Source organism: Agrococcus lahaulensis DSM 17612, assembly GCF_000425105.1.
GTDB lineage: Bacteria > Actinomycetota > Actinomycetes > Actinomycetales > Microbacteriaceae > Agrococcus > Agrococcus lahaulensis.
Genome location: NZ_KE384303.1, coordinates 320,705 through 346,995, shown reverse-complemented (window position 1 = coordinate 346,995; position 26,291 = coordinate 320,705). Strand labels below are relative to the sequence as shown.

28 protein-coding genes are annotated in these 26,291 nt (G+C 72.9%); 3 read left to right on the top strand and 25 right to left on the bottom strand.

Features of this window, described 5'->3' with window-relative positions; genetic code table 11:
- Positions 1–364 precede the first annotated feature (364 nt).
- The 17 genes from tyrS to infC all read right to left on the bottom strand — a co-directional run bounded on the left by tyrS (position 365) and on the right by infC (position 17,304).
- The gene (gene tyrS, locus H508_RS0111065; RefSeq protein WP_035254764.1) at positions 365–1,672 is read right to left on the bottom strand and encodes a tyrosine--tRNA ligase; all 1,308 of its coding nucleotides are present in this window, start codon (positions 1,670–1,672) and stop codon (positions 365–367) included.
- Positions 1,673–1,682: 10 nt separating this feature from the next.
- Positions 1,683–3,101: an argininosuccinate lyase gene (argH, locus tag H508_RS0111060; RefSeq protein WP_026374103.1), complete on the bottom strand. Its 1,419-nt coding sequence runs from the start codon at positions 3,099–3,101 to the stop codon at positions 1,683–1,685.
- A complete protein-coding gene (argF, locus tag H508_RS0111055; protein ID WP_026374102.1) occupies positions 3,098–4,027 on the bottom strand; it encodes an ornithine carbamoyltransferase in 930 nt (309 codons plus the stop codon). The genes argH and argF overlap by 4 nt, the downstream gene beginning before the upstream one ends.
- Positions 4,024–4,971 (bottom strand): acetylglutamate kinase, encoded by a 948-nt coding sequence (argB, locus tag H508_RS16000; protein WP_051223293.1) that lies wholly within the window; start codon positions 4,969–4,971, stop codon positions 4,024–4,026. Before argB ends, argF begins: the two co-directional genes overlap by 4 nt.
- A complete protein-coding gene (gene argJ, locus H508_RS0111045; protein ID WP_026374101.1) occupies positions 4,961–6,124 on the bottom strand; it encodes a bifunctional glutamate N-acetyltransferase/amino-acid acetyltransferase ArgJ in 1,164 nt (387 codons plus the stop codon). The genes argB and argJ overlap by 11 nt, the downstream gene beginning before the upstream one ends.
- Positions 6,121–7,167: an N-acetyl-gamma-glutamyl-phosphate reductase gene (gene argC / locus H508_RS0111040; protein WP_026374100.1), complete on the bottom strand. Its 1,047-nt coding sequence runs from the start codon at positions 7,165–7,167 to the stop codon at positions 6,121–6,123. Before argC ends, argJ begins: the two co-directional genes overlap by 4 nt.
- 30 nt (positions 7,168–7,197) lie before the next feature.
- On the bottom strand, positions 7,198–7,848 hold the full coding sequence (locus H508_RS0111035; protein ID WP_026374099.1) for an SIMPL domain-containing protein: 651 nt from the start codon (positions 7,846–7,848) through the stop codon (positions 7,198–7,200).
- 9 nt (positions 7,849–7,857) lie between these two features.
- A complete protein-coding gene (gene pheT, locus H508_RS0111030) occupies positions 7,858–10,341 on the bottom strand; it encodes a phenylalanine--tRNA ligase subunit beta (protein WP_026374098.1) in 2,484 nt (827 codons plus the stop codon).
- Positions 10,341–11,387: a phenylalanine--tRNA ligase subunit alpha gene (gene pheS, locus H508_RS0111025; RefSeq protein ID WP_051223291.1), complete on the bottom strand. Its 1,047-nt coding sequence runs from the start codon at positions 11,385–11,387 to the stop codon at positions 10,341–10,343. The genes pheT and pheS overlap by 1 nt, the downstream gene beginning before the upstream one ends.
- 43 nt (positions 11,388–11,430) lie before the next feature.
- On the bottom strand, positions 11,431–12,369 hold the full coding sequence (locus H508_RS15995) for an amino acid ABC transporter permease (protein WP_051223289.1): 939 nt from the start codon (positions 12,367–12,369) through the stop codon (positions 11,431–11,433).
- Positions 12,366–13,013, bottom strand: coding sequence for an amino acid ABC transporter permease (locus H508_RS0111015; protein WP_026374096.1), 648 nt, complete (start codon positions 13,011–13,013; stop codon positions 12,366–12,368). The genes H508_RS15995 and H508_RS0111015 overlap by 4 nt, the downstream gene beginning before the upstream one ends.
- A gap of 63 nt (positions 13,014–13,076) precedes the next feature.
- A complete protein-coding gene (locus tag H508_RS0111010; protein WP_026374095.1) occupies positions 13,077–14,006 on the bottom strand; it encodes a glutamate ABC transporter substrate-binding protein in 930 nt (309 codons plus the stop codon).
- A gap of 38 nt (positions 14,007–14,044) precedes the next feature.
- Positions 14,045–14,782, bottom strand: a complete 738-nt coding sequence (locus H508_RS0111005) for an amino acid ABC transporter ATP-binding protein (RefSeq protein WP_026374094.1) — start codon at positions 14,780–14,782, stop codon at positions 14,045–14,047.
- A 64-nt stretch (positions 14,783–14,846) separates the two neighbouring features.
- On the bottom strand, positions 14,847–15,656 hold the full coding sequence (locus tag H508_RS0111000; RefSeq protein ID WP_026374093.1) for a TrmH family RNA methyltransferase: 810 nt from the start codon (positions 15,654–15,656) through the stop codon (positions 14,847–14,849).
- Position 15,657: 1 nt separating this feature from the next.
- Positions 15,658–16,044, bottom strand: coding sequence for a 50S ribosomal protein L20 (rplT, locus tag H508_RS0110995; protein WP_026374092.1), 387 nt, complete (start codon positions 16,042–16,044; stop codon positions 15,658–15,660).
- Between the two features lie 39 nt (positions 16,045–16,083).
- Positions 16,084–16,278, bottom strand: a complete 195-nt coding sequence (rpmI, locus tag H508_RS0110990) for a 50S ribosomal protein L35 (protein ID WP_021011813.1) — start codon at positions 16,276–16,278, stop codon at positions 16,084–16,086.
- Positions 16,279–16,287: 9 nt separating this feature from the next.
- Positions 16,288–17,304 (bottom strand): translation initiation factor IF-3, encoded by a 1,017-nt coding sequence (infC, locus tag H508_RS0110985; RefSeq protein ID WP_245569524.1) that lies wholly within the window; start codon positions 17,302–17,304, stop codon positions 16,288–16,290.
- 284 nt (positions 17,305–17,588) lie between these two features.
- Between infC and H508_RS0110980 the strand changes: the two genes are divergently transcribed.
- Positions 17,589–17,948 carry a DUF1844 domain-containing protein gene (locus H508_RS0110980; RefSeq protein ID WP_026374090.1) on the top strand — a complete coding sequence of 120 codons (360 nt, stop codon included), beginning with the start codon at positions 17,589–17,591 and terminating at the stop codon, positions 17,946–17,948.
- Between the two features lie 12 nt (positions 17,949–17,960).
- Here the strand turns inward: H508_RS0110980 and H508_RS15990 are convergent, their stop codons facing one another.
- The 6 genes from H508_RS15990 to H508_RS0110950 all read right to left on the bottom strand — a co-directional run bounded on the left by H508_RS15990 (position 17,961) and on the right by H508_RS0110950 (position 22,361).
- Positions 17,961–18,794 (bottom strand): SseB family protein, encoded by an 834-nt coding sequence (locus tag H508_RS15990; RefSeq protein WP_051223287.1) that lies wholly within the window; start codon positions 18,792–18,794, stop codon positions 17,961–17,963.
- A gap of 3 nt (positions 18,795–18,797) precedes the next feature.
- Positions 18,798–19,547 (bottom strand): bifunctional 1-(5-phosphoribosyl)-5-((5-phosphoribosylamino)methylideneamino)imidazole-4-carboxamide isomerase/phosphoribosylanthranilate isomerase PriA, encoded by a 750-nt coding sequence (priA, locus tag H508_RS0110970; protein WP_021011810.1) that lies wholly within the window; start codon positions 19,545–19,547, stop codon positions 18,798–18,800.
- A gap of 59 nt (positions 19,548–19,606) precedes the next feature.
- The gene (gene hisH / locus H508_RS0110965; RefSeq protein ID WP_026374089.1) at positions 19,607–20,245 is read right to left on the bottom strand and encodes an imidazole glycerol phosphate synthase subunit HisH; all 639 of its coding nucleotides are present in this window, start codon (positions 20,243–20,245) and stop codon (positions 19,607–19,609) included.
- A complete protein-coding gene (gene hisB / locus H508_RS0110960; protein ID WP_026374088.1) occupies positions 20,242–20,841 on the bottom strand; it encodes an imidazoleglycerol-phosphate dehydratase HisB in 600 nt (199 codons plus the stop codon). Before hisB ends, hisH begins: the two co-directional genes overlap by 4 nt.
- 9 nt (positions 20,842–20,850) lie before the next feature.
- The gene (locus H508_RS0110955; RefSeq protein ID WP_026374087.1) at positions 20,851–21,930 is read right to left on the bottom strand and encodes a histidinol-phosphate transaminase; all 1,080 of its coding nucleotides are present in this window, start codon (positions 21,928–21,930) and stop codon (positions 20,851–20,853) included.
- Positions 21,931–21,995: 65 nt separating this feature from the next.
- Entirely contained in the window at positions 21,996–22,361 is a 366-nt protein-coding gene (locus H508_RS0110950; RefSeq protein WP_026374086.1) for a hypothetical protein, read from the bottom strand.
- A 239-nt stretch (positions 22,362–22,600) separates the two neighbouring features.
- Here H508_RS0110950 and lexA point away from each other — a divergent pair, with 239 nt between their 5' ends.
- Positions 22,601–23,224, top strand: a complete 624-nt coding sequence (lexA, locus tag H508_RS0110945; protein WP_051223285.1) for a transcriptional repressor LexA — start codon at positions 22,601–22,603, stop codon at positions 23,222–23,224.
- Positions 23,225–23,313: 89 nt separating this feature from the next.
- On the opposite strand, the gene hflX is transcribed toward lexA, so the two are convergent.
- On the bottom strand, positions 23,314–24,774 hold the full coding sequence (gene hflX / locus H508_RS0110940) for a GTPase HflX (RefSeq protein ID WP_245569523.1): 1,461 nt from the start codon (positions 24,772–24,774) through the stop codon (positions 23,314–23,316).
- Between the two features lie 68 nt (positions 24,775–24,842).
- On the opposite strand from hflX, the gene H508_RS0110935 reads away from it, so the two are divergent.
- Positions 24,843–25,448, top strand: a complete 606-nt coding sequence (locus H508_RS0110935; RefSeq protein WP_026374083.1) for a class I SAM-dependent methyltransferase — start codon at positions 24,843–24,845, stop codon at positions 25,446–25,448.
- On the opposite strand, the gene dapF is transcribed toward H508_RS0110935, so the two are convergent.
- Positions 25,432–26,289 (bottom strand): diaminopimelate epimerase, encoded by an 858-nt coding sequence (dapF, locus tag H508_RS0110930; protein WP_026374082.1) that lies wholly within the window; start codon positions 26,287–26,289, stop codon positions 25,432–25,434. The two genes, H508_RS0110935 and dapF, sit on opposite strands and share 17 nt — an antisense overlap.
- Between the last annotated feature and the right edge of the window lie 2 nt (positions 26,290–26,291).

Sequence of the window (26,291 nt, the reverse complement as noted above, 5' to 3'; positions counted from 1 at the left end):
GTTCAGGTTACACGCTCCGGAGCGACTGTCAAGTCGGCTCCTGCTGCACCGGGCTCGCATTCGGCCCGGCTCGTGGCAACCTGACTAGGTTACACGCTCCGGAGCGACTGTCAAGTCGGTGTCTCGCGCGGCCGGCAGCTGCCGACCGTGCTCTCCGCACATTCATCGTTGAAGTGGTCTGTCACCGCACCCGCGTCTCGGCGAAGCACGCGAAAGCGTGGCCGTTCTGCTGGGGGTGGTCCCTCTTGATCCGCTGGCCTGTCCGGCTCTGCGTCTTTGGGGTGACGAGTGGATACGTTACACGGCTGGAGGACGCGGGCCGCAAACGGCGTGCATCCCGGGCGTGTCGCGCCGGTTCCGCGCGTCAGGCACCGGCGTCGACGCCGGCGAGCGTCTTCTTGCCGCGGCGCAGCACCGCGAAGCGGCCGTGCAGCAAGCGACCCTCGAGCGTCGCAGCCGGGTCGTCGATGCGCTCGTTGTTGACCGAGACGCCACCCTGCGCGATCGCGCGCCGTCCCTCCGAGAGGGAGTCGACGAGCCCCGTCTCCTGCAGCAGCTGCAGCACCGGGGCGTCATCGGTCGCGGTCGCCTGCCGGTCGAGCGAGCCGACCGCCGCGGCGAGGGTGCCGGCATCGAGCGCCGCGAGATCCCCGGCGCCGAAGAGCGCCTGCGACGCCGCGACCGCCTGCTCGGTCGCCTCGCGCCCGTGGATGAAGGCAGTCGCCTGGACCGCGAGCTCGCGCTGCGCCTCGCGGCGGAATGGCGCGTCGATCGTCGCCTGCTCGAGCTCGGCGATGCGCGCGGACGGCAGGAAGGTGAACGACTTGAGGAGCTGCACGACGATCGCGTCGTCCTGGTTGAGCCAGAACTGGTACATCGCGTACGGCGTCGTCAGGTTCGCGTCGAGCCAGACGGCATTGCCCTCGCTCTTGCCGAACTTGCGGCCGTCGGCGTCGGTGATGAGCGGCGAGCCGAGCGCGTGCGCGTGGACGCCCTCTGCCTTGCGGATGAGCTCGGTGCCGGCGGTGAGGTTGCCCCACTGGTCGCTGCCGCCGAGCTGCATGATGCAGCCGTAGCGCAGGAAGAGCTCCCGGAAGTCGAGGCCCTGCAGCACCTGGTAGCTGAACTCGGCGTAGGAGATCCCCTCGTCCGACTCCATGCGCGATGCGACCGCGTCCTTGCGGAGCATCGTGCCCACCCGGAAGTGCTTGCCGACCTCGCGCAGGAAGTCGACGGTCGAGAGCGGCTCGGTCCAGTCAAGGTTGTTCACGAGCCGCACGGCGTTGTCGCCCTCGTCGGAGAGGAAGCGCAGCATCTGCTCGCCGAGGTAGGTGACCCACTCCGCGACGGTCTCCCGCTCGTTGAGCTGCCGCTCGGCGGTGGGCTTCGGGTCGCCGATGAGGCCGGTCGAGCCGCCGACGAGGGCGAGCGGCCGGTGGCCGGCGAGCTGCAGCCGGCGCATGATGATCAGCTGAGCCAGGTTGCCGAGGTGCAGGCTCGGCGCGGTCGGGTCGAAGCCGCAGTAGTAGGTGATCGGTCCCCCGCCGAGCAGCGCGCGCAGCGCCTCCGGGTCGGTCGAGACGTGCACGCTCCCCCGGTACTGCAGCTCGTCCCACACGTTGTCGAAGGCGGGGTCGAGCTGGATGGGAGCGAGGTCGATCACGGTTCGAATCTACCGAACGTCAGCCGCGCGAGAGCCGGGACAAGCGCTCGTCGAGCGACGCGAGCTGCGCGTCGACCGCGGAGCGAGCGGTGCCGCCCACGCCGTCGCGAGCCGCGATCGCGCCGTCGACCGTCAGCACCTCGCGCACCTCGGGCGTCAAGTGCTCCGACACCGAGCGGTAGTCCTCGTCGCTCGCCTCGTCGAGCTCGATCCCCCGCTGCTCGCACAGCCGCACGAGCGCGCCGGCGATCTCGTGCGCCTCGCGGAACGGCACGCGGCGCTTCACGAGCCACTCGGCCACGTCGGTCGCGAGCGCGTACCCCGCCGCCGCGCCCGAGCGCATCCGGTCCTCGTCGAAGTCGAGCGTCGCGATCATCCCGGCGAAGGCCGGCAGCAGCACCTGCAGCTGGTCGACCGCGTCGAACACCGGCTCCTTGTCCTCCTGCAGGTCGCGGTTGTACGCGAGCGGCAGCGCCTTGAGCGTCGCGAGCAGGCCCGTGTGGTCGCCGATGAGCCGGCCGGCCTTGCCGCGCGCGAGCTCGGCGATGTCGGGGTTCTTCTTCTGCGGCATGATCGACGACCCGGTCGAGAAGCCGTCGTGGAGGCGCGCGAAGCCGAGGTCGCGCGTCGTCCACAGGATGACCTCCTCGGCGAGCCTCGAGATGTCGATCGCGGTCATCGCGAGCACGAACGTGAGCTCCGCGACGACGTCGCGAGCGCTCGTCGCGTCGATCGAGTTGGGGCTCGGGGCGGCGAGCCCCAGCTCGCGGGCGACGAGGGCCGGGTCGAGCCCGAGCGTCGAGCCGGCGAGCGCGCCGGCGCCGTAGGGCGACTCGCTCGCCCGCTCGCGCCAGTCGGCGAGGCGCTCGAGGTCGCGCACGAGCGGCCACGCGTGGGCGAGGAGGTGGTGCGCGAGCAGCACCGGCTGCGCGTGCTGCAGGTGGGTGCGCCCGGGCATCGCCGCATCGGGGTGGGCGTCGGCCTGCAGCCGCAGCGCCTCGATCACCGCGCGGATGCCGCGCTCGATCTCCTCGGTCTCCTCGAGCATCCACACGCGCACGAGCGTCGCGATCTGGTCGTTGCGCGAGCGACCGGCGCGGAGCCGGCCGCCGAGGTCGGCGCCGGCGATCTCGATGAGGCCGCGCTCGAGCGCGCCGTGCACGTCCTCGTCGGACTCCGCCGCGACGAAGGCGCCCGACCGGACGCGCTCGCTCAGCTCGTCGAGGGCCGCGCGCATGCCGGCGAGCTCGTCGTCGGAGAGCAGCCCTGCCGCGTGGAGCGCGTTCGCGTGCGCCTTCGAGCCGCGGATGTCGAGCTGCGCGAGCCGCCAGTCGAACTGCGTCGACTTCGAGAGCCGCGCGAGCTCGGGGCTCGGCCCCGAGGCGAAGCGACCGCCCCACAGCGAGCCCTCGTTCGTGCCGTTTTGCTGCTCGCTCATGCGTCCGCCTTCTCGAGCAGCCACGCCAGCAGCGCCTTCTGCGCGTGCAGGCGATTCTCCGCCTCGTCCCAGATGATCGACTGCGGCCCGTCGATGACGTCGGCCGAGACCTCGAAGCCGCGGTCGGCGGGGAGGCAGTGCATGAAGACCGCGTCCGGCTTCGCGAGCGCCATGAGCGCGCGGTCGACCTTGAAGCCGCCGAAGGTCGCGACCCGCTCGGCCTTCTCGTCCTCCTTGCCCATCGACACCCACGTGTCGGTGACGACGACGTCGGCGTCCGCGACGGCGGCGGCCGCGTCGCCGCCGACGGTCGCGCTGCCGCCCGTCTCCGCGGCGATGCGCTCGGCGTCGGCCACCACGTCCGGGTCGGGCGCGTAGCCCGCGGGCGCGGCGACGCGCACGTGCATGCCGGCGGTCGCGCACGCCAAGAGGTAGGACTGCGCCATGTTCGAGCGGCCGTCGCCGACGAACGCGACCTCGAGCCCGGCGAGCTCGCCCTTGTGCTCCTGCATCGTGAGCAGGTCGGCGAGCAGCTGGCACGGGTGGAAGTCGTCCGAGAGCGCGTTGACGACCGGGACGGTCGTCTCGGCGGCCATCTCCTCGAGGCCCGCTTGCGCGTAGGTGCGCCACACGATCGCGGCGACCTGCCGCTCGAGCACGCGCGCGGTGTCGGCGGCCGTCTCCTTGCCGCCGAGCTGGCTCGAGGCGGTCGAGATGATGAGGGGCGAGCCGCCGAGGTCGGAGATGCCGACGTGGAACGAGACCCGCGTGCGCGTCGACGACTTGTCGAAGATGACCGCGACCGACTGCGGGCCCTCGAGCGGGCGCTCGGCGAAGCGGTCGCGCTTCATGCGGGCGGCGCGCTCGAGCACCTCGCGCTGCTCGGCGGGGCTCAGGTCGTCGTCGCGCAGGAAGTGCCGGGTCATGCTGCTCCTCGGTCGGGGGTGGGGGATGCCTGGGCAAGGGATGCCCGTGCGGCGGATGCGGGCACGACCTCCGTGCCGGATCCCGCGGTCGTGAAGATCTCGGTCAGGATCGAGTGGGGCGCGCGGCCGTCGATGATGGCGGCCTTCGGCACGCCCGCCCGGACCGCGTCGAGGCACGCCTGCATCTTGGGGATCATGCCCGACTCGAGCGAGGGCAGCAGCGCCTCGAGCTCGGCGTCGGTGATCTCGCTCACGAGCGACGAGCGGTCGGGCCAGTCGCGGTAGAGGCCCTCGACGTCGGTCAGGATGATGAGCTTCTGCGCGCCGAGCGCCGCCGCGAGCGCCGCGGCCGCCGCATCGGCGTTGACGTTGAGCGACTCCCCCGGCCGGTCGCCGTCGGGCGCGATCGACGAGACGACGGGGATGAGCCCCGCGTCGAGCAGCCGCCGCACGGGCGCGGGGTCGACGTCGACGACGTCGCCGACCTGGCCGAGGTCGACCTCCTCCCCGTCGACGACGGTGCCGCGCCGACGGCCCGTGAAGAGGCCCGCGTCCTCGCCCGACATGCTCGCCGCGAGCGGGCCGTGCTCGTTGATGAGCGACACCAGGGTGCGCGCGACCTGGCCCGTGAGCACCATCCGCACGACGTCCATCGCCTCGCGGCTCGTGACGCGGTAGCCGCCGCGGAACTCGCTCTCGATGCCGTGGATGCGGAGCGCCTCGCTGATCTGCGGGCCGCCGCCGTGCACGACGACGGGCGCGATGCCGACGTGCCGCAGGTAGACCATGTCCTCCGCGAAGGCGCGCTGCAGCTCGGCCGAGACCATCGCGTTGCCGCCGTACTTCACGACCATCGTCGCGCCGCGGTAGCGCTCGAGCCACGGGAGCGACTCGATGAGCGTCGCGGCCTTCTGCGCGAGCTGCGCCTCGTCCCTAGCTGGCATACGCGGAGTTCTCGTGGACGTACTCGTGGGTGAGGTCGTTCGTGCGGATCGTCGCGGCGTGCTCCCCCGCGTGCAGGTCGATGAGGATGCGCGTCTCGCGCGGGGTGAGGTCGACCTCCTCGCGCGGGCGGTCGGGCTCGCCGGCGTGGCACACCCGCACCCCGTTGAAGGCGACGTCGACCTCGAAGGGGTCGAACGACGCATCCGTCGTGCCGATCGCCGCGAGCACGCGGCCCCAGTTGGGGTCGTTGCCGAAGATCGCGGCCTTGAAGAGGTTGGAGCGCGCGACCGAGCGGCCGACGACGACCGCGTCGTCCTCGCTCGCGGCGCCGACGACCTCGATCGCGATGTCGTGGCTCGCGCCCTCGGCGTCGGCCTGCAGCTGCCGAGCGAGGTCGTCGCAGACGGCGGTGACGGCGGCGGTGAGCTCGGCCTCGTCGGCGCGCTGCCCCGAGGCGCCGGACGCGAGCAGCAGCACCGTGTCGTTCGTCGACATGCAGCCGTCGGAGTCGAGGCGGTCGAAGGTCACGCGCGTCGCGGCGCGGAGCGCTCGGTCGAGCGTGGCGGCATCGGCGACCGCGTCGGTCGTGAGCACGACGAGCATCGTCGCGAGCCCGGGCGCGAGCATGCCGGCGCCCTTCGCCATGCCGCCCACGGTGAAGCCGCCGCGCGCGTCGACCGCTTGCTTCGGCACCGAGTCGGTCGTCATGATCGCCCGCGCGGCGGCGAGACCCGCTGCCTCGTCGTCGCCGAGCGCGTCCGCGGCGAGGTCGACCCCGCGGAGCACCGCCTGCCGGAAGGACTCGTCGCCCACGCCGATGAGGCCCGTCGAGCACACCTGCACGTCGACCGCGCCGATGCCGAGCCGCTCGGCGACCCGCTCGGCCGTCTGGTGGGTGGTCTGGAACCCGAAGGCGCCCGTGAAGCAGTTCGCGCCGCCGGAGTTGAGGATCACCGCGCGCGCGGTGCCGTCGGCGAGCGCCTGCTGGCTCCACAGCACCGGGTTGGCCTTCGCGCGGTTGGCGGTGAAGACGCCGGCCGCGGCGTCGATCGGCCCGTCGTTGACCACGAGCGTGACGTCGGCGCCGCCGCTCGACTTGACGCCCGCGGCGACGCCCGCGGCGCGGAACCCCGCGGCCGCGGTCACGCTCACGGCGCGACCCCGTCGATCGGCAGGCCGAGCTGCTCGTCGAGGCCGAGCGCGATGTTCGCCGACTGGATCGCGGCGCCCGCGGTGCCCTTGCCCAGGTTGTCGAGCGCGGCGATCATCACGACTCGGCCGGCGTCCTCGTCGAGGCCGACGCCGATGTGCACGGAGTTGGAGCCGATGACGTCGGCGGTGCGCGGGTAGTGGCCCGCGGGCAGCACGTGCACGAAGCGCTCGTCGGCGTAGGCCGAGAGCCACGCTCCCCGCAGCTGGTCGGCGCTCGCGTCACCGACGAGCGGCGCCGTCACGGTCGCGAGGATGCCGCGGGACATCGGCACGAGCACCGGCGTGAAGGAGTGCCGCACCTCGGTCGCCCCGACCATGCGGAGGTTCTGCGCGATCTCGGGCAGGTGGCGGTGCGTGCCGCCCACGCCGTAGGGGGTCGCGCTGCCGGTGAGCTCGCTCGCGAGCAGGTGGGTCTTCGCACCCCGGCCGGCGCCGGAGGAGCCGACGGCGAGCGCGGAGGTGAGCCCCGCGGGGTCGATGAGGCCGGCGGCGACGCCGGGCGCGGCGGCGAGCGTCACGGCGGTCGCGTTGCAGCCCGGCACAGCGATGCGGCGGGCAGCGCGCAGCTCGCGCCGCTGGCGGCCGCCGTCGGCGAGCATGAGCTCGGGCATGCCGTAGGGCCAGGTGCCGGCGTGCTCGGTGCCGTAGTAGCGGGTCCACTCGGCCGCGTCGAGCAGCCGGTGGTCGGCGCCCGCGTCGACCACGAGCGTCTCCTCGGGCAGCTCGGCGGCGATGCCGGCGGAGTGCCCGTGCGGGAGGGCGAGGAAGACGACGTCGTGGCCGGCGAGCACCTCGCGAGTGGTCTCCTGGAAGGTCAGCGTGGCGAGGGAGCGCAGGTTCGGGTGCACGGACACGAGGGGCTGCCCGGCGTTGGCGTGCGCGGTGACGGTGCGCACCTCCAGCTCGGGGTGCTGCGCGAGCAGCCGCAGCAGCTCGCCGCCCGCGTATCCGCTCGCGCCTGCGACGGCGACGGAGAGGCTCATGCTCCCAGGCTATCGGCCCCTCGGATGCCGCTATGCCCGGAAGGCGACCTCGACGACGGCCTCGACCTCGATCTCGCCCGCGGTGAGCGCGACGGGCGAGCCGCCGTCGGCGCTCGCGAGCATGGCCGCCTCGACGCCCGCGCGGGCCCTGCCGAGCGGCCGCGGGGCGGCGGGGTCAGGCTCCCGGATCGACGTGATCGCCGGGTCGCCGAGCCCGGCGGCGCGCGCGTAGTCGGCGGCTCGAGCGCGGGCGTCCTCGACCGCGAGCGCTCGCGACTGGCTCGCGAGCCGCCGCTCGGTCTCCTCGGCGAGCGACCACGTCACGCCGCCGACCTCGTGCTCGGGCGCGGAGCCGAGCTCGCCGATCCAGGCGCCGAGCGCGTCGACGTCGACGAACGTCGCGGTGACGGCGGCGGACGCGGTGAAGACGAGGCGCTGCGGCAGCCCTTCCCCGACCCACTCGCGGTGGTGCGAGACCCATGCGCGGTCGGCGTGCCACGACTCGATCGCGCCGGCGGCGGCGAGCTCGCGCGCTCGCTCGGCCGCGCCCGCGTGCGCGGCCGCCACCGCCGACATGGCCGCGTCGGGCGCGTCAGCCTGCCAGCGGGAGTGCACGGTCACGGTCGCGCGCTCCGCGGGAGCGCGCAGCGCGGCCTCGCCGCGCACGAGGATTTCGACCACGACCGGATGCTACTCCCGGAGCCGCGCGCCGTGCCGCTCGGTCGCAACGCGGAGGCCCGCGAGCTTCGCCTCGCTCGCCTCGGCCGCCGTGAGGGTGCGGTCGGCCGCGCGGAAGCGGAGCGCGAACGTGAGCGACTTCTCCCCGTCGCCGAGCCCGCTGCCGCGGTAGTCGTCGACGAGCGCGATGTGCTCGAGCAGCGCGCCCGCGCCGTCGCGCACGGCGCGCTGCACGTCGCCCGCGGGCACGTCGACCGGCACGACGAGCGAGAGGTCCTGCGTCGCCGCGGGCACGGGCGCGATCACGCGGGTGTCGAGGCGCACGCGCGAGCGCTCGATGAGCACGTCGAGGTCGAGCTCGGCGACCGCGACGCCGCGCGGCAGGTCGGCGTCGGCGGCGACCTGCGGCAGCAGCTCGCCCGCGACGCCCACGACGGTCTCGCCGAGCAGCAGCTCGGCCGTGCGGCCCGGGTGCAGCCACGGCCGCTCGGCCTGCCGCAGCTCGAGCTCGAGCCCGACCGTGCGGGCGATGCGCTCGGCAGCCTCGATCGCGTCGGCGAGCCCGAAGCGCTCGGCAGGCCGGCCAGGCTGCTTGCGCACCCGCTCCCCCACGAGCAGCACCGCCGCGTGCAGCGGCTGCTCGGGCAGGCGGTCGAGCTCGGCGAGCACGTCGTCGGCCGGCCGCGACTCGGCGCCCGGCAGCTCGTGGGTGCCCTGGTCGTCGACCGCGTGGAAGACGCGGCCGAGCTCGAACAGCGCGAGGTCGGTGAGCCCGCGGCCGAGGTTGCGGTGCGCGGTGTCGACGAGCCCCGGCACGAGCGCGGTGCGCAGGCACGGGCGCTCGCCGTCGAGCGGGTTCTCGAGCCGCACGGGCGCGCGGCCCGTGAGCCGCGCCTGCCGCTCGGTGACGAAGGGCGCGACGAGCACCTCGGTGTGGCCGCTCGAGGCGAGCGCGTCGGCGACCTTCCGGCGCAGCCGCTGGGCGCGCGTGTAGCCGCGCCCGGGCGGCGCGACCGGCAGCACCGAGGGGATGCGGTCGAAGCCGACGATGCGGCCGATCTCCTCGACGAGGCCCTCGCGATCGGTCAGGTCGCGACGCCACGTCGGCGGGGTGACCGTCCACGCATCCGCACCCGCCTCGATCGTCGCACCGACGCTCTCGAGCGCGGCGCGCGCCTCGTCGTCGGCGTAGTCGCCGCCGAGCAGCGCGCTCCAGTAGCCGACCGGGATCGTGATGGGCTCCATCGACGCGACCTCGCCGACCTCGGTGCCGAGCTCGTCGAGCGTGCCGCCCGCGAGCTCGACGAGCAGCTGCGCGACGCGCGCGGCGGCGGCGTCGGCGACCGCGGGGTCGACGCCCCGCTCGTAGCGCTTCGACGCCTCCGAGAACAGCTTGTGCCGACGCGCGGTGCGGCTGATCGAGACGGGGTCGAACGTCGCGGCCTCGATGAGCACGTCGGTCGTCGACGCATCCATCTCGGTCTCGGCGCCGCCCATGACGCCCGCGAGGCCGATCGCGCCGCGGTCGTCGGTGATGAGCAGGTCCTCGGGGTCGAGCGTCCGCTCCACGTCGTCGAGGGTCACGAGCGTCTCCCCCGGCTCCGCGCGGCGCACGCGGATGCCGCCGCGCAGCTTCGCGAGGTCGTAGCCGTGGATCGGCTGGCCGAGCTCGAGCATGACGTAGTTCGTGATGTCGACCGGCAGCGAGATCGAGCGGATGCCCGCGAGCCGGAGGCGCGAGGCGAGCCACGCGGGGCTCGGGCGCGTCGGGTCGATGCCGCGCACGACGCGCACGACGAAGCGCGAGCAGCCGGCGCGGCCGCGGATCGGCGCGTCGTCGGCGAGCGTGACGGAGAAGCCGGATGCCTCCGGCCCGGCGTCGCGGGCGAGCGCGGTCTCGGCGGGGTCGGTGAACGCCTGACCGGTCGCGGCGGCGACCTCGCGCGCGATGCCGCGGAGCGAGAGCGCGTAGCCGCGGTCGGGGGTCACGTTGATCTCGACCGCCTGGTCGTCGAGGCCCAGGATCGCCAGCGCATCCGCCCCGACCTCGCCCTCGATGCCGAGCTCGTCGAGGCGCATGATGCCGTCGTGGTCGTCGCCGAGACCGAGCTCGCGCTCGGAGGCGATCATGCCGTCGGAGACGTGGCCGTAGGTCTTCCGAGCGGCGATCTCGAAGCCGCCCGGCAGCGCCGAGCCCGGCAGCGTCACGACGACCCGGTCGCCCTCGACGAAGTTGAGCGCGCCGCAGACGATGCCGCGCACGCCGCCGTTCGCCTCGCCGACGTCGACCTGACACCAGCGGATGGTCTTGCCGTTCTTCTGCGGCTCCTCCTCGATCGAGAGCACGCGGCCGACGACGATCGGGCCGCGCAGCTCGCCCCCGTGCACCGCCTCCTCCTCGAAGCCGACGCGCACGAGCGTCGCGTGCAGCCACTCGGCTGCGCCCTCGGCGGGCAGCTCGACGTGCTCCGCGAGCCATGACAGCGGAATCCGCATCAGATCACCATCCCGAACTGCTCGGTGAAGCGCACGTCGCCCTCGATCATGTCGCGCATGTCGTCGAGCTGGTACCGGAACTGGAGCGTGCGCTCGACGCCCATGCCGAACGCGAAGCCCGAGTAGACCTCGGGGTCGACGCCCGTCGCGCGCAGCACGTTGGGGTTGACCATGCCGCAGCCGCCCCACTCGACCCACCGCGGTCCGCCGCGCATGCCTGGGTGCCACACGTCCATCTCGGCGCTCGGCTCGGTGAACGGGAAGTAGTTGGGGCGCAGGCGGATCTTCGCCTCCTCGCCGAACATGATGCGGGCGAGGTGCTCGAGCGTGCCGCGGAGGTGCGCCATCGTGAGCCCCTTGTCGATCGCGAGCCCCTCCATCTGCGTGAAGACGGGCAGGTGGGTCGCGTCGATGTCGTCGGTGCGGTAGACGCGGCCGGGCGCGACGATGTAGATCGGCAGCTCGCGCGTGAGCATCGAGCGCGCCTGCACGGGGCTCGTCTGCGTGCGCAGCACGAGGTGCCGCTCGGCGGGCGCGACGTAGAACGTGTCCGACTCGCCGCGAGCGGGGTGGTCGGGGTCGACGTTGAGGGCGTCGAAGTTGTACCACTCGTGCTCGAGCTCGGGGCCCTCCGCGACCTCCCAGCCCATGCCGACGAAGACATCCGTCATCTCGTCCGCGAGCATCGAGAGCGGGTGCCGGCCGCCGGGCGCGCGCAGGCGCGGGAGCGCGGTCACGTCGACGCGCTCGGCCTCGAGCTGCGCTGCCTCCTCGGCCGCGGCGAGCTCGCCCTGGCGCGCGGCGATCGCCTCGGCGACGCGAGCGCGGCCGGCGCCGATCGTCTGGCCGGCGGCCTTGCGCTCCTCGGGCGCGATGTCGCGGAGGGATGCGTTGAGGCCGGCGAGCTCGGAGCCCTGCCCGTTGTGGGCGGACTTCGCGGCCTGCAGCTCGGCGGTCGTCGAGGCGGCGTCGATCGCGGCGAGCGCGGCCTCGACGGCCGCGTCGACGCGCGCGCTCAGGTCGGGGGATGCGTCGGGTTGGGGCACCGGACGATCCTACCGGCGCGCTCGGCGCGCGCCGGGCCGCCTGCTAGCCCTGGCCGCCCATCCCGGCGCCGGGGAGCCGTGTGATCTCTGCCTGCGGGTCCTTCACCTCGCGCATCGCTTGGGTCGAGACCGGGATCGCCTCGGTCTTCGTGCCGTCGAGGTTCGGTCCGCCGCGGCGCGGCTGCGCCATGCGGCGCGCGAGCACGCGCACGAGCCACGAGAGCGTGATGTTGATCGCGAGGAAGATCGCGAGCATGACGAAGAACATCGACAGCGCGTACGGGCCGCCCTGGCGGTCGTAGAAGTCGACGAGCTGGCGACCGATGCGGATGATCTCGGGCGAGCCGACGATGTAGCCGAGCGAGGTGTCCTTCAGCAGCACGATGAGCTGCGCCAGGATGATCGGCAGCATGATGCGGAACGCCTGCGGCAGCTCGATCAAGAGCGTGGTGCGGAGCGGCGTGAGGCCGATCGCGAGCCCGCTCTCGCGCTGCCCCTTCGGGAGCGACTTCATGCCGGCGCGGAGCGCCTCGCCGATGATCGCGCCGTTGTAGACGATGAGGGCCCAGACGACCGCCCAGTAGGCGCCGGTCGAGAAGACGATGAGGATGAAGAGCATCATCAGCAGCACGGGCATGCCGCGGAAGAACTCCAGGACGATCGTCACCGGCACCCGCACCCACTTCGAGGGGGCGCTGCGGAGGATCGAGAAGATCACGCCGAGGATGAGCGCGCCGACGGCGCCGATCGCGGCGATCGTGAGCGTCGTGCGGAGGCCCACCATGAGACCGCGCGCGCCGAACCAGAGCTCGGGCGTGAGGAAGATGTCCCAGCGGTCCTGGTAGAACGCGCCGCCGAGCCAGAGCTGGTAGATGCCGAGGCCGAGCGCCGCGACCGCTGCGACGGCGAAGACGATCGAGAGGATGCGCGAGCGCCGGATGGCGTTCGGGCCCGGGGCGTCGAAGAGGACGGAGCCGCTCATCGCTGCACGCTCCACTTGCGCTCGAGGTGGTCGACCAGCTGGCCGAGCGGCACCGTGAGGATCAGGTAGCTGAAGGCGATGCCGACGAAGATCTGCAGCGCCTGGTCGCCGTACGTGTTCGAGAGCCGGTGCGCGACCGAGACGAGCACGAAGACGAAGAAGCCCATCGCGACGGACGAGTTCTTGATGAGCGCGATGACGACGTTGATGAGGGGCGGCAGCACGCTGCGGAACGCCTGCGGCAGCACGACGAGGCTCATCGTCTGGCCGAAGGTCAGGCCGATCGAGCGCGACGCCTCGGCCTGGCCGATCGGCACGGAGTTGATGCCCGACCGCACGGCCTCGGCGAAGAACGCGCTCGTGTAGTAGGTGAGCGCGATGATCGCGCCGATCTGGAAGTCGAGGATGAGGCCGAGCTTCGGGAGCACGAAGGCCGTGAAGAAGAACACGAGCGTGAGCGGCGTGTTCCGCGCGACCTCCGTCCACACCGTCGCCACGACGCGCAGCGCCGCGACGGGCGAGACGCGCATGCCGGCGAGCAGGATGCCGATCGGCAGCCCGAACAGCGTGGTGGCGCCGGTGAGCAGCAGGGTCATCCACATGCCCTGCAGCCACAGCGGCCAGTTCTCGAGTAGTGCTTGCATCAGTCCCTCATCCGAGCACCGGGTGCGGGAGGAGGTCCTCCCGCACCCGGCGCCGTGGATCGATCAGTAGCGGTCGACCGCCGGGAACTCCGGCGTGGGCAGCACGGTGCCGGCCGTCTGCTCCCACAGCGAGTCCATCGTGCCGTCGGCCTGGGCCTCCTCGAGGACGTCGTTGATCCAGTCGCGGAAGGCGTCGTCGCCCTTCGTGAGGCCGATGCCGTAGGGCTCGGACGTGAAGGTCTCGCCCTCGTTGACGAGCTCGAACTCGCCCGCGTTCTGGTCGACGAAGCCGGCGAGGATGACGTTGTCGGTCGTCACCGCGACGACCTGGCCGTTGCGCAGCGGGTCGAGGCAGTTCGAGTAGGTGTCGGTCGCCTGGAGGTTGGCGCCGTACTCGTCGACGATGCGCGCCGCGGGCGTCGAGCCCTCGACCGAGCAGACCGAGAGGCCCGCGACGTCGTCGGGGCCCGTGATGCCCTCGGGGTTGCCCGCCTGCACCATGAGCGCCTGACCGGCCTCGTAGTAGGGGCCGGCGAAGTCGACCTTCTCCTTGCGCGCGTCGTTGATCGTGTACGTCGCGACGACGAGGTCGACGGTGCCGTTCTCGATGAACGTCTCGCGGTTGGCGGAGACCGTCTCCTCCCACTGGATGTCCTCGAACGCGATGCCGAGCTCGGCCGCGATGAGCGAGCCGACCGCGACGTCGAAGCCCTCGGGCGCGCCGTCGGGACCGACGAGGCCGAAGAGCGGCTGGTCGAACTTCGTGCCGATCGTGATGGTGCCCGCCTCGGCGAACTCCGCCATCGACGTGCCTGCCTCGAACTCGGGCGACTCCGCGACCTCGAGGCCGTAGGGGTGGTCGGACGTCGTGGCCGAGCCGGTGTCGGTCGGCTCCTCCGGCGCCTCGGACGAGGTCGTGCCGGCGGGGCCGCCGCACGCGGTGAGCGCGAGGACCGCGAACGCGGCCACGCCGAGCGTGAGCTTGCTGCGCATGGTGCTTCTCCTTCTTCGGGGTTGCTGGGACTTGCGGATCAGTGCGTGAGGATCTTCGAGAGGAAGTCCTTGGCGCGAGCCGACCGGGGGTTCGAGAAGAACGACTCGGGCGTCGAGTCCTCGACGACCCTGCCGTCGGCCATGAAGAGCACGCGGTCAGCCGCCTTGCGGGCGAAGCCCATCTCGTGCGTGACGGTGATCATCGTCATGCCGCCGTGGGCGAGCTCGACCATGACGTCGAGCACCTCGTTGATCATCTCGGGGTCGAGCGCGCTCGTCGGCTCGTCGAAGAGCATGAGCTTCGGCTCCATCGCGAGCGAGCGCGCGATCGCGACGCGCTGCTGCTGCCCGCCCGAGAGCTGGGCGGGCATCTTGTGCGCCTGGTTGGCGATGCCGACGCGCTCGAGCAGGTGCATCGCGCGCTCCTCGGCGTCCTTGCGCTTCAGGCCGCGCACCTTGATGGGCCCGAGCGTGACGTTCTCGAGGATGGACTTGTGCGAGAAGAGGTTGAACGACTGGAAGACCATGCCGACGTCGGCGCGCAGCTGCGCGAGCGCCTTGCCCTCCTTCGGCAGCGGCACCCCGTCGATGCGGATCTCGCCGGAGTCGATCGTCTCGAGCCGGTTGATCGCGCGGCAGAAGGTCGACTTGCCCGAGCCCGAGGGGCCGATCACGACGACGACCTGGCCCTTGGGGATCGAGACGTCGATGTCGTTCAGGACGTGGAGGTCGCCGTAGTGCTTGTTGACGTGGTCGAGCTCGACGAGGGGCTGCATGCGCTCATCAAAGCACGGCGCGAGCGGTCGATCCGGCCGCGCGCGCCCGATCGCAATGGAATGGTTACACGCCGCGCTGGGCGAAGGCGCTCTGGTACAGGCACACGGAGGCGGCGGTCGCGAGGTTGAGCGACTCCGCGCGGCCGTAGATCGGCAGCCGCGCCGCGCGATCGGCGAGCGCGAGCGTCGCCTCGTCGAGGCCGCGTGCCTCGTTGCCGAACAGCCACGCGGTCGGGCCCGACAGCATCCCTTCGCCCTGGAGCGCGACGAGGTCGTCGCCCGAGACGTCGGCGGCGAGCACGGTGAGGCCCGCCGCCTGCGCGGCCGCGACGGCATCCGCGGTCGAGGCACCGACCGAGACGTCGAGGTGGAAGAGCGAGCCGGTCGTCGAGCGCACGACCTTCGGTGAGAAGGCATCGACGGAGTTCGCGGTCACGATGACGGCGGATGCGCCGGCCGCGTCGGCGGCGCGGAGGATCGTGCCGAGGTTCCCCGGGTCGCGCACCTCGTGGAGGATCGCGATGAGCGGGTGGTCCGCCGCCGCTGCCCGCTCGATCGCGGTCTCGAGGGCGACGGGCGACTGCTTCGCGACGGCGACGATGCCCTGCGGCCGCACGGTGTCGGTCATGGCCTTCAGGGCGCGGTCGGAGACCGCGGTGAGCTGCCGCGCGTCGACGCGGCCGAGCAGCTCGGCGTGGCGCTCGCGCGCCTCGTCGGTCGCGAAGACCTCGACGAGCGACGCGGGCGCGAAGCGCAGCGCCTCGTCGAGCGCGGCCGGTCCCTCCAACAGGAACAGCCCGGTCTCGGACCGGGCTGTTCGCTGCTGGAGCTTGGCAGCCGCTCGCACGCGAGGCGCGCGGGGGCTGTCGAGCACGTCAGGCCGCGCTCTGCGGAGCCGACGTGTCGGTGGGCAGGGCGGCCTTGGCCGACTCGACGAGCGCGGCGAAGGTCGCGGGCTCGTTGACCGCGAGCTCGGCGAGCATGCGGCGGTCGACCTCGATGCCCGCGAGGCCGAGGCCCTGGATGAGGCGGTTGTACGTCAGGCCGTTCGCGCGCGACGCGGCGTTGATGCGCTGGATCCACAGGCGGCGGAAGTCGCCCTTCTTCGCCTTGCGGTCGCGGAACGCGTAGACGTGCGAGTGGAGCAGCTGCTCCTTCGCCTTGCGGTACAGCCGCGAGCGCTGCCCGCGGTAGCCCTCGGCCTGCTCGAGGATGACGCGGCGCTTCTTGGCGGCGTTGACGGCCCTCTTGACACGTGCCATGAGTGGTTCTCTCTCTTCGTCTCTACTTCGTCGCGCGCGTCAGCGGGCGAGCAGCTTCTTGATGGTCTTGGCGTCGGCGGGCGCGAGCACCTTGTCCTTGTTGAGGCGGCGCGTCTGGACCGACGACTTGACCTCGAGGTTGTGGCGCATGCCGGCCTGCTGCTTGCGGATCTTGCCGGTGCCGGTCACCTTGAAGCGCTTCTTGGCACCGGAGTGCGTCTTCTGCTTGGGCATTCTTCTCTCCTACTCGGATGCTGGCTTGTCCGCGGGCTTGCCTGCGGGCTTGGCCTTGGGTGCCGCGGGCTTGGCCGCCGAGGGCGCCGCGGGCTTGGCCCCGGGCTTCGGGGCCGCGGGCGTCGCAGCGGGCTTGGGCGCTGCGGGTGCAGCGGGGGTGCCTGCCGCGGGCGCGGCAGCGGGCTTGGGCATCGACGCCGGGCGCGGCGCGTTGGCCGGCGTGGGCGCGATGGTGCGGGGCGCCTGACGCGGCCGCGAGTCGCTCGAGCGCTCGGAGCCGCGCTCCGACGACGGGCGCGACGGGCGGTCGCTCGAGGAGCGGTCGCTCGACGGGCGCGACGAGCGGTCCGGGCGCGACGAGCGATCCGACTCGGTGCGCGGCACGCGCAGCGGCTCGCCGCTCGGCGGCGCGGGCGTGCGCGCCGGTGCCGGCCGGGGCGCGGGGCGCGATGCCTCGAGCTCGGCCTGGCGCTGGGCCTTCCGCTCCGACTCCTGACGACGCTTCTCCTGCGCGGCCTTGCGCTGCTCGGAGCGCACGGCGTTCTGCTCGGTCTTCGCGTCGGCCTTCGAGCGCAGCGGGCCCACGACCATCGTCATGTTGCGGCCATCGAGCGTCGGCGACGACTCGACGACGCCGTACTCGCGGATGTCCTCGGCGAAGCGCTGCAGCAGCTTGGCGCCCATCTCCGGTCGCGACTGCTCGCGGCCGCGGAAGAGGATCATCGCCTTGACCTTGTCGCCGCCCTCGAGGAACCCCTGCGCGCGCTTGCGCTTCGTCTCGTAGTCGTGCTCGTCGATCTTGAGGCGGAATCGGACCTCCTTGAGGACCGTGTTCGCCTGGTTGCGACGAGCATCCTTCGCCTTCTGCGCCTGCTCGTACTTGAACTTGCCGTAGTCCATGATCTTGACCACGGGCGGCCGCGCGGCGGGAGCGACCTCGACGAGGTCGAGCTCTGCCTCGCGGGCGAGGCGAAGGGCATCCTCGACCCTCACGACGCCGACCTGCTCGCCGCCGGGGCCGACCAGTCGTACTTCTGGGACGCGGATGCGCTCGTTGATGCGGGGATCGCTGATCGCGGGCTCCTTCTCGTTGCTGCTGTGTGCTGGTGCACGGCGAACGAGGAGCCGGATACGCGCGATGTGCCACGTGGCTCAGCACGAGCCCCGGCGCATCGAGTGACGCGCGACGCCGTGCCGCTGACCCGTTAGCCTGGAACGGCTGCGGGTGGGATTGCTCCTCTTTCACCTCCGGGCGAGAGCCCGAAACCTGCAGAACTCTACCAGAGCCCAGCCTTCAGGAGAAGAGCGCGATGACCGACGCGATCGAGCACGACCACGATGACGACCGCCTCGACGAGGTGCGCGACATCGCCGACGTCCCCGCGGTGGAGCTCATCAACACCGTCGCGATCCACCTGCTGAGCGCCGCGGCGGTCAAGGTCGGCCTCGCCGACGACCCCGAGCAGCAGATCGACCTCGACGAGGCGCGGAAGCTCATCAACGCGCTCGCGGGGCTCGTCACGGCGGCGGCGCCCGAGGTCGGCAGCGTCCACGCCGCGCCGCTGCGCGACGGGCTGCGCTCGGTGCAGCTCGCGTTCCGCGAGGCGAGCGCCTTCCCCGACGCGCCCGGCAAGGGCCCCGGCGAGAAGTACACCGGCTCGGTCGTCTAGCGGCCGGTCGGCTCAGGGCCGCTCGGCGCGGGTGACCGCCGCGAGCGGCGGCGCCGAGAGCGGCAGCCGCGAGGCTCCGCCGTCCCAGCGGTGCACGCGCAGCGCGAGGCTCTCGACCCCCGCGCGCAGCACCTCGGCCTCGCCGAGCGCGCGCGCCGCGCGGCCGACCTGCTCGGCGGCATCCGCCGAGCCGTCGACGAGCGCGTGCACCTCGAGGTCGGCGCCCGCGAGCCGGCACAGCGGGTCGCCGGTCGCGAGCACGACGCCCTGCACCGCGGGCTGCGCGAAGAGCGCGTCGAGGACGGCCTCGTGCACGGCGGGATCCTCCGCGCCCCACGACCACGGCGCATCCGTCAGCATCGCCTCGAGCATCGTGCGGCCGAGCACGAACTCGCTCGCCGAGCCCGGGTCGAGCACGATGCGCGCGGGCCCGTCGAGGGCGGCGGCCGCGGCGCGCTGCACGCTCGAGGGCACCGGCCGCGCGGCGGCGTTCCACGACTGCATCGCCTGCACGTGCGAGAACATCGGCAGGATCGGCGCGCCGTCGGGGCCCTGCACGGTCACGATCGAGAGCTCCTGCGTCTTGTCGACCGTGCGACCGCGCTCGTCGACGCCCGTCTCCCCCGCCGCCGCGAGCAGCGGCACGAGCACGCGCTGCCCGCGGAGCGCCGCGACGACCGCGCCGCGGGCCCCGCTCCCCTCGACGAGCGCGCGCACCGCCTCGAGGTAGCCCTCGGGCGCCGAGCCGTCGTCGCCCGCGTAGGTCGAGTGGTGGTGGTGGAACGAGCGCCCCGCCCAGGGGCGGCCGGCCGAGTCGGCGTCGCGGCCGGGCGTCGGGCCCGGCATCGGCTACTGGCCCGCGACGTCGAGCGCCGCCGCGAGCGTGAACGCGCCCGCGTAGAGCGCCTTGCCGACGATCGCGCCCTCGACCCCGTGCGGCACGAGCTCGCGAAGCGCCGCGATGTCGTCGAGGCTCGCGACGCCGCCGGAGGCGACGATCGGCTTCTGCGTGCGCTCGCCGACCTGCCGCAGCAGCTCGAGGTTCGGCCCCTTGAGGGTGCCGTCCTTCGTCACGTCGGTGACGACGTAGCGGCTGCAGCCGGCGGCCTCGAGCCGGTCGAGCACGTGCCACAGGTCGCCGCCGTCCTCGGTCCAGCCGCGCGCGGCGAGCGTCGTGCCGCGCACGTCGAGCCCGACGGCGATCTGGTCGCCGTACTCGGCGATGACGGATGCGGTCCACTCGGGGTTCTCGAGCGCCGCGGTGCCGAGGTTGATGCGCTTGACGCCGGTCGCGAGGGCCGCCTCGAGCGAGGCCTCGTCGCGGATGCCGCCGGAGAGCTCGACGTTGACGCGGCCCTTCGCCGCCTTGATGACCTTGCGGATCACGGCGCGGTTGTCGCCGCGGCCGAATGCCGCGTCGAGGTCGACGAGGTGCAGCCACTCCGCGCCCTGCCGGATCCAGTCCTCCGCGGCGTCGACGGGGCTCCCGAACGAGGTCTCGGTGCCCGCCTTGCCCTGCGTGAGCCGCACCGCCTTGCCGCCGGCGACGTCGATCGCGGGCAGCAGCTGCAGCTTGGGCGACTGGTTGAAGTCGGTCATGGGATGCGTTGCCTTCCGGACGGTGGCCGCGGCGCGGTCGCGCCGGCGGCCGGGGTGGATCAGAGCCCGCGGACCCAGTTCTCGAGCAGGCGCACGCCTGCCTCGCCCGACTTCTCGGGGTGGAACTGCGTCGCCGCGAGCGGGCCGTTCTCGACGGCGGCGATGAACCGCTCGCCGTGCTCGGCCCACGTGACGGCGGGCTGGCGCATGCGCGGTTCGGGGTCGAGCCCCCACTCGGTGACGCCGTAGGAGTGGACGAAGTAGAAGCGCTCGTCGGCGAGGCCGGCGAAGAGCTGGGAGTGCTCCGGCGCCTCGACCTGCGCCCAGCCCATGTGCGGCAGCACGTCGGCGCGCAGGCGGCGCACGGTGCCCGGCCACTCGTCGAGGCCGCGGGTGTCGCCGCCGCCCTCCTCGCCCGAGGAGAACAGCACCTGCATGCCCACGCAGATGCCGAGCACGGGCCGGCTGCCCGCGAGCCGTCGGCCGATGAGCTCGCCGCCGTGGATCGCCTGGATGCCCTCCATGCACGCGGCCATCGAGCCGACGCCGGGCACGACGAGGCCGTCGGCCTCCATGATCGCGGTGCGGTCGGCCGTCAGGCGCACGTCGGCGCCGGCCGCCTCGAGCGCCTTCGCGGCCGAGTGGACGTTGCCGAGCCCGTAGTCGAGCAGCGCGACGCGCTTGCGCTGGGCGGTCACAGTGCGCCCTTCGTCGACGGGACGCCGGTCACGCGCGGGTCGGGCTCGACCGCGACGCGCATCGCGCGCGCGAAGGCCTTGAACTCCGCCTCAGCGATGTGGTGCGGGTCGCGGCCCGCGAGCACCTCGACGTGCGCGGTCAGCCGCGCGTTGAGCGCGATGGCCTCGAACGCGTGGCGCACGAGGGAGCCCGTGAAGTGCCCGCCGATGCGGTGCAGCTCGAAGCCCGCGGGCTCGCCGGAGTGCACGAGGAACGGCCGGCCCGAGAGGTCGACGACCGCGCGCGCGAGCGCCTCGTCGAGCGGCACGGTCGCGTCGCCGTAGCGGCGCACGCCCCGCTTGTCGCCGAGCGCCTCGCCGAGGGCGAGGCCGAGCGCGATCGCGGTGTCCTCGACCGTGTGGTGCGCGTCGATGTCGGTGTCGCCGCTCGCCTCGACCGTCAGGTCGATGAGCGAGTGCTTCGAGAACGCGGTCAGCATGTGGTCGTAGAAGGGCACCGTCGTCGAGATCGAGGAGGCGCCCGTGCCGTCGAGGTCGACGCTCAGGCGGATGCTCGACTCGCTCGTCGTGCGCTCGATGGTTGCGGTGCGGGGCATCCTTCGATCCTACTCGGGCCGCAGCTCGGCCATCGCGGCCAGCAGCGCGCTCGTCTCGGCCCTCGTGCCGGCGGTGATGCGGAGCGTGCCGGGCAGCCCGACGTCGCGCACGAGGATGCCGCGGTCGAGCAGGGCGCGGAAGGTCGCCTGCGGCTCGTCGACGCCGGCGACGAGCACGAAGTTCGCGTCCGAGGGGTAGGGGCGGTAGCCGAGCCGGGAGAGCTCCTCGACCATGCGGTCGCGCTGGGCGCGCAGGTCGTCGACGCGCGAGAGCATGACGTCGCTGTGGCGCAGTGCCGCCACGGCCGCAGCCTGCGTGATCGCCGAGAGGTGGTACGGCAGCCGCACGAGGCGGAGCGCGTCGATGACCGCGGGGTGCGCGGCGAGATAGCCGACCCGCATGCCGGCGAACGCGAACGCCTTGCTCATCGTGCGGGAGACAAGCAGCCGCGGGTGCCGGTCGAGCAGCGTGAGCGCCGTGCGGTCGCGATCCCGGGCGAACTCGGCGTAGGCCTCGTCGACGAGCACGATGCCGCGCGCCGCCTCGGCGGCCGCCTCGATCGTCTCGAGGTCGATCGCCGTGCCGGTCGGGTTGTTCGGCGAGCAGAGGAAGACGATGTCGGGGTCGTGCTCCGCGATCGCCGCGCGGACGGTCTCGAGGCCGACAGTGAAGCCCTCGTCCCTCGGCACCGGGACCCACCGCATCCCCACGCCCTGCGCGAGCAGCGGATACATCGAGTAGGTAGGCGTGAACGACAGCAGGGTGCGACCCGGCCCGCCGAAGGCCTGCAGCACGTGCTGGAGCACCTCGTTCGAGCCGTTGCCCGCCCAGATCTGCTCGGGCGTCACGCCGTGCCCGAGGTAGCGCGCGAAGGAGCGGCGCAGCTCGTCGAACTCGCGGTCGGGGTAGCGGTTCGCGTCGGGCAGCGCGCGCGCGACCTCCTGGACGATGTCGAGCGCGACCTCCTCGGGCACCCGGTAGGCGTTCTCGTTGACGTTGAGCCGCACGGGCACCTCGAGCTGCGGTGCGCCGTAGGGCGTCAGGCCGCGGAGGTCGTCGCGGATCGGGAGGTCATCGAGGCTCGTCACCGATCCAGCCTAGGACTTCGGCGGATGCCGTCGCCCGCGCGAGCCAGCCGGTCCGGGCGTGCTGGTCAGTCGGCGTACCGCGCGGGGATCGCGAGCCGCTCGCCGGGCTGGATCGCGCCCGCGATGCCGTTGAGGAGCTCGATCTCGGCGATGACGTCGCGCGGGTCGGCCTCGGGCGCGATGGCCTCGGCGATCTGCCACAGCGACTGGCCGGGCACGACGGTGATGTGCTCGAAGTCGGCGGTCGAGGTCGAGGAGGAGGCGACGGCACCGGTGACGGCATCGCCGATGAGGCCGGCGCCCGCGAGCGCGCCGACGGCGAGCACGGGTGCGGCGACGAGCATGGCGAGGGCGCGGCGGCCGCGCGCGGTCATGCGCAGGCGCGGCATCGGTGCGGCGCCAGCGGTGGTGGCGGTGGCGATGGCGGTCATGAGTGCCTCCTCTCGATCCAGTCCGAGGACTGGGATCCGCAGCCGGCGCTCGGCCGGGAGCACCGGCTGCGGATCTCTGTTTCGAATGTAGTTTCGAACTGCCGCACGCGTCAACCCCGTCTTGCAGATTTCTCCACGACTCGCTCGAACGTGCGTTTGATCCGGGCGCCCTCTCGGATACGCTTTCGAACCACCAGGAGTCCATCAGGCACCACTGACACGCGGGGATCGGGGCAACGATGACGAGGCAGCTCACCGAGAAGCAGCAGGCGATCCTGCAGGTGATCCAGCGCGCCGTGAAGCAGCGCGGGTATCCGCCGAGCTACCGCGAGATCGGCGACGCGGTGGGCCTCTCCTCGCTCTCGAGCGTCACGCACCAGCTCGGGCAGCTCGAGCTCGCAGGCTGCATCCGCCGCGACCCGGCCAGGCCTCGCACGATCGAGGTGCTCGTCGACGATGACGTCGACGAGTCGGTCGGCTCGATCCAGCAGGCCGCCTTCGTGCCGCTCGTCGGCCGCATCGCCGCGGGCATCCCGATCACGGCCGAGGAGCAGGTCGACGACGTGTTCCCGCTCCCGAAGCAGCTCGTCGGCTCCGGCGAGCTCTTCATGCTGCAGGTCGTCGGCGACTCGATGATCGACGCGGCCATCTGCGACGGCGACTGGGTCGTCGTGCGCCAGCAGCGCGACGCGGTGAACGGCGACATCGTCGCGGCGATGCTCGACGGCGAGGCGACCGTCAAGGTGTTCAAGCAGCGCGACGGCCACACGTGGCTGCTGCCGCGCAACTCGGCGTTCGAGCCGATCCTCGGCGACGAGGCCGAGGTGCTCGGCCGCGTCGTCGCGGTGCTCCGCGCGGTGTAGTTGCGCCCGAAGGACTCAATGCCGCGCAGCGGCGTTGAGTCCGAAGGGCGCAAGATGGAGTAGGCGGCCGCAGGCCGCCGCATCGAGATCTAGGCGACCACGAACTCCGCGAGCTGCCCGACGGCAGCCTCGCTCACCATCGCCTCGACGCGCGTGCCCTCGGCCTCGTAGTCCTCGCGCAGCACCTCGAAGCGGTCGTGCAGCATCGCGATGATGTCGCCCCGATCGAACGGCACGAGCAGCGAGACGGCGACGTCGGGCCGCGGCAGCAGCTCGGCGATGCGCTCGAGAATCTCGTCGACGCCCTCGCCCGTGCGGGCGGAGGCGAAGACGGCGTCGGGCTGCAGACCCCGCAGCACGAGCCGCTCGTCGTCGCTCACGAGATCGGCCTTGTTGAACACGACGATCTCGGGGATCGAGCGGGCGCCCGTCTCCCCCAGCACGTCCCGCACGGTCGCGATCTGCGACGCGGGGTCCGGGTGGCTCGCGTCGACGACGTGCACGATCACGTCCGACTCCGCGACCTCCTCGAGCGTCGAGCGGAACGCCTCGACGAGCTGGTGCGGCAGGTCGCGCACGAAGCCGACGGTGTCGGCGATCGTGAACTCGCGGCCGTCGGGCGTCTCCGCTCGGCGCACGGTCGCGTCGAGCGTCGCGAACAGCGCGTTCTCGACGAGCACGCCCGCGCCGGTGATGCGGTTGAGCAGGCTCGACTTCCCGGCGTTCGTGTAGCCGGCGATCGCGACGCTCGGCACCTCGTTGCGGTCGCGGTTGGCCCGCTTGGCCTGGCGCGCGGGAGCGAAGCCCTTGATCTGCTTGCGCAGCCGTGCCATGCGCGAGTGGATGCGCCGGCGATCGAGCTCGATCTTCGTCTCACCGGGACCGCGCGAGCCCATGCCTGCGCCCTGCCCGCCCACCTGTCCTCCGGCCTGGCGCGACATCGACTCGCCCCAGCCGCGCAGGCGCGGGAGCAGGTACTCGAGCTGCGCGAGCTCGACCTGCGCCTTGCCCTCCCGGCTCTTCGCGTGCTGGCTGAAGATGTCGAGGATGACGGCGGTGCGGTCGATGACCTTGACCTTCACGCGGTCCTCGAGCGCGCGCCGCTGGCTCGGCGAGAGCTCGCTGTCGGCGACGACCGTGTCGGCGCCGAGCTCCTTCACCATCGCGGCGAGCTCCTCCGCCTTGCCGCGGCCCACGTACGTCGCCGGGTCGGGGTTCGGGCGCCGCTGGAGGACGCCGTCGAGCACGCGAGCGCCTGCCGTCTCGGCGAGCGCCGCGAGCTCGCGCAGCGAGTTCTCGGCGTCCTCCGCATTGCCGCTGTAGACGCCCACGAGCACGACGTTCTCGAGCCGCAGCTGCCGGTACTCGACCTCGGTGACGTCCTCGAGCTCGGTGCGCAGGCCGTCGACGCGCCGGAGCGCCGCGCGCTCCTCGCGGTCGAGCTGATCGCCGTCGAGGTCGCTCGGCGCGTCATCGTCCTGCAGCGCCTGCGCGCGCGCCGAGAGCAGCTCGCTCTCGCCGGGCTCGGCCCACGCGAGGATGCGCTCCATCGCGCGCCCGCTCTCGGTGCCGTCCTGGGCTTCTGCCATGCGTTGCTTCCTTCTGTACTGTCGGATCCGTGTCGGACCACTACTTCTCGCCCGATCCTGCCGCGCCCGAGTCGGTCCGGACGCTCCGGGTGCCGATCGCGGGTCGAGAGCGGGAGATGGTGACCGCCGCCGGCGTCTTCTCCGGCGACCGCCTCGACGTCGGCACCGCGGTGCTGCTCGACGCCGTGCCCGCGCCGCCCGCGACGGGCGAGCTGCTCGACCTCGGCTGCGGGTGGGGGCCGATCGCCGCGACGCTCGCGCTCCGCTCCCCCGATGCCCGTGTCTGGGCCGTCGATGTCAACGCCCGAGCGCTCTCGCTCGTGGAGCGGAATGCCGAGCTGCTCAGTCTATCGAACATCGTGCCGTCGATGCCAGAGCGCGTTCCTGCCGATGTGCGCTTCGACGCGATCTGGTCGAACCCGCCGATCCGCATCGGCAAGCAGCAGCTGCACGAGCTGCTCGAGGCGTGGATCCCGCGGCTCGTGCCGGGCGCGACGGCGTGGCTCGTCGTGCAGAAGCACCTCGGCGCCGACTCGCTGTTGCGCTGGCTGCAGGAGCGCTTCGCCGGCTTCGACGTCGAGCGCGCCGACTCCAGGAAGACGTACCGCATCATCGCCGTCACGGCGCCGGACTGAGCGCCTCCCCGCGGAAGACGATCTCCGCGGGCCCCGTGAGCCATGCGTGGCCGCGGGCGTCGACGTCGACCTCGAGCCGCCCGCCCGGCACGTCGACGATCCAGCGGTCGGCGGCCCCGCCCGACCAGTGCCGGGTCGCGAGGGCCGCGGCGACGGCACCCGTGCCGCACGAGAGGGTCTCCCCCACGCCCCGCTCGTGCACGCGCATCCGGATCGAGCCGATGCCGTCGGCGATGACGCCGGGGACGACGAACTCGACGTTCGCACCGTCCTCGGCGACGGGGTCGAGCGAGGGAGGCCGGTGCAGGTCGAGCGCGTCGAGCTCGGCCGCGTCGGCGAGGGCGACGACGACGTGCGGGTTGCCGGTCGAGACGTCGAGGCCGGGCCTCGCGACGTCGAGGCCGTCTGCGGCCACGAGCCGCGTGCCGCCGAGCTCGAACGGGCCGAGGTCGACCGCGAGCAGGCTGCCGTGCCGCACGACTCGCTTCACGCCGGCGCGCGTCGCCACGTCGATCGAGCCGCCGTCCGGCAGCTCGGCGAGCCCCTGCTCGAGCAGGAACCGCACGAACACGCGCACGCCGTTGCCGCACATCTCGCTCGCGCTGCCGTCGGCGTTCCAGTAGTCCATCGCCCACGTGCCCTCGGGCGCGGCGTCGAGCACCGCGTCGCCGGTGCGGCCCGCCGGCACAGCGCGGATGACCCCGTCGCCCCCGATGCCGAAGCGCCGGTCGGCGAGCGCGCGCACCTCGCCCGGCAGCAGCGGGCGCTCGCCACCCGGGTCGGCGACGAGCACGAAGTCGTTGCCCGTGCCGTGGCCCTTCGCGAATCCGGTGGCGTGCATCG

Bases quoted from the DNA above. Each gene is read 5' to 3' on its own strand.
- argH (WP_026374103.1), bottom strand. From the start codon at position 3,101: ATGAGCGAGCAGCAAAACGGCACGAACGAGGGCTCGCTGTGGGGCGGT.
- argF (WP_026374102.1), bottom strand. From the start codon at position 4,027: ATGACCCGGCACTTCCTGCGCGACGACGACCTGAGCCCCGCCGAGCAG.
- argB (WP_051223293.1), bottom strand. From the start codon at position 4,971: ATGCCAGCTAGGGACGAGGCGCAGCTCGCGCAGAAGGCCGCGACGCTC.
- argC (WP_026374100.1), bottom strand. From the start codon at position 7,167: ATGAGCCTCTCCGTCGCCGTCGCAGGCGCGAGCGGATACGCGGGCGGC.
- pheT (WP_026374098.1), bottom strand. From the start codon at position 10,341: ATGCGGATTCCGCTGTCATGGCTCGCGGAGCACGTCGAGCTGCCCGCC.
- H508_RS15995 (WP_051223289.1), bottom strand. From the start codon at position 12,369: ATGAGCGGCTCCGTCCTCTTCGACGCCCCGGGCCCGAACGCCATCCGG.
- H508_RS0111015 (WP_026374096.1), bottom strand. From the start codon at position 13,013: ATGCAAGCACTACTCGAGAACTGGCCGCTGTGGCTGCAGGGCATGTGG.
- H508_RS0111010 (WP_026374095.1), bottom strand. From the start codon at position 14,006: ATGCGCAGCAAGCTCACGCTCGGCGTGGCCGCGTTCGCGGTCCTCGCG.
- H508_RS0111005 (WP_026374094.1), bottom strand. From the start codon at position 14,782: ATGCAGCCCCTCGTCGAGCTCGACCACGTCAACAAGCACTACGGCGAC.
- rplT (WP_026374092.1), bottom strand. From the start codon at position 16,044: ATGGCACGTGTCAAGAGGGCCGTCAACGCCGCCAAGAAGCGCCGCGTC.
- rpmI (WP_021011813.1), bottom strand. From the start codon at position 16,278: ATGCCCAAGCAGAAGACGCACTCCGGTGCCAAGAAGCGCTTCAAGGTG.
- H508_RS0110980 (WP_026374090.1), top strand. From the start codon at position 17,589: ATGACCGACGCGATCGAGCACGACCACGATGACGACCGCCTCGACGAG.
- H508_RS15990 (WP_051223287.1), bottom strand. From the start codon at position 18,794: ATGCCGGGCCCGACGCCCGGCCGCGACGCCGACTCGGCCGGCCGCCCC.
- priA (WP_021011810.1), bottom strand. From the start codon at position 19,547: ATGACCGACTTCAACCAGTCGCCCAAGCTGCAGCTGCTGCCCGCGATC.
- hisB (WP_026374088.1), bottom strand. From the start codon at position 20,841: ATGCCCCGCACCGCAACCATCGAGCGCACGACGAGCGAGTCGAGCATC.
- H508_RS0110950 (WP_026374086.1), bottom strand. From the start codon at position 22,361: ATGACCGCCATCGCCACCGCCACCACCGCTGGCGCCGCACCGATGCCG.
- lexA (WP_051223285.1), top strand. From the start codon at position 22,601: ATGACGAGGCAGCTCACCGAGAAGCAGCAGGCGATCCTGCAGGTGATC.
- hflX (WP_245569523.1), bottom strand. From the start codon at position 24,774: ATGGAGCGCATCCTCGCGTGGGCCGAGCCCGGCGAGAGCGAGCTGCTC.
- dapF (WP_026374082.1), bottom strand. From the start codon at position 26,289: ATGCACGCCACCGGATTCGCGAAGGGCCACGGCACGGGCAACGACTTC.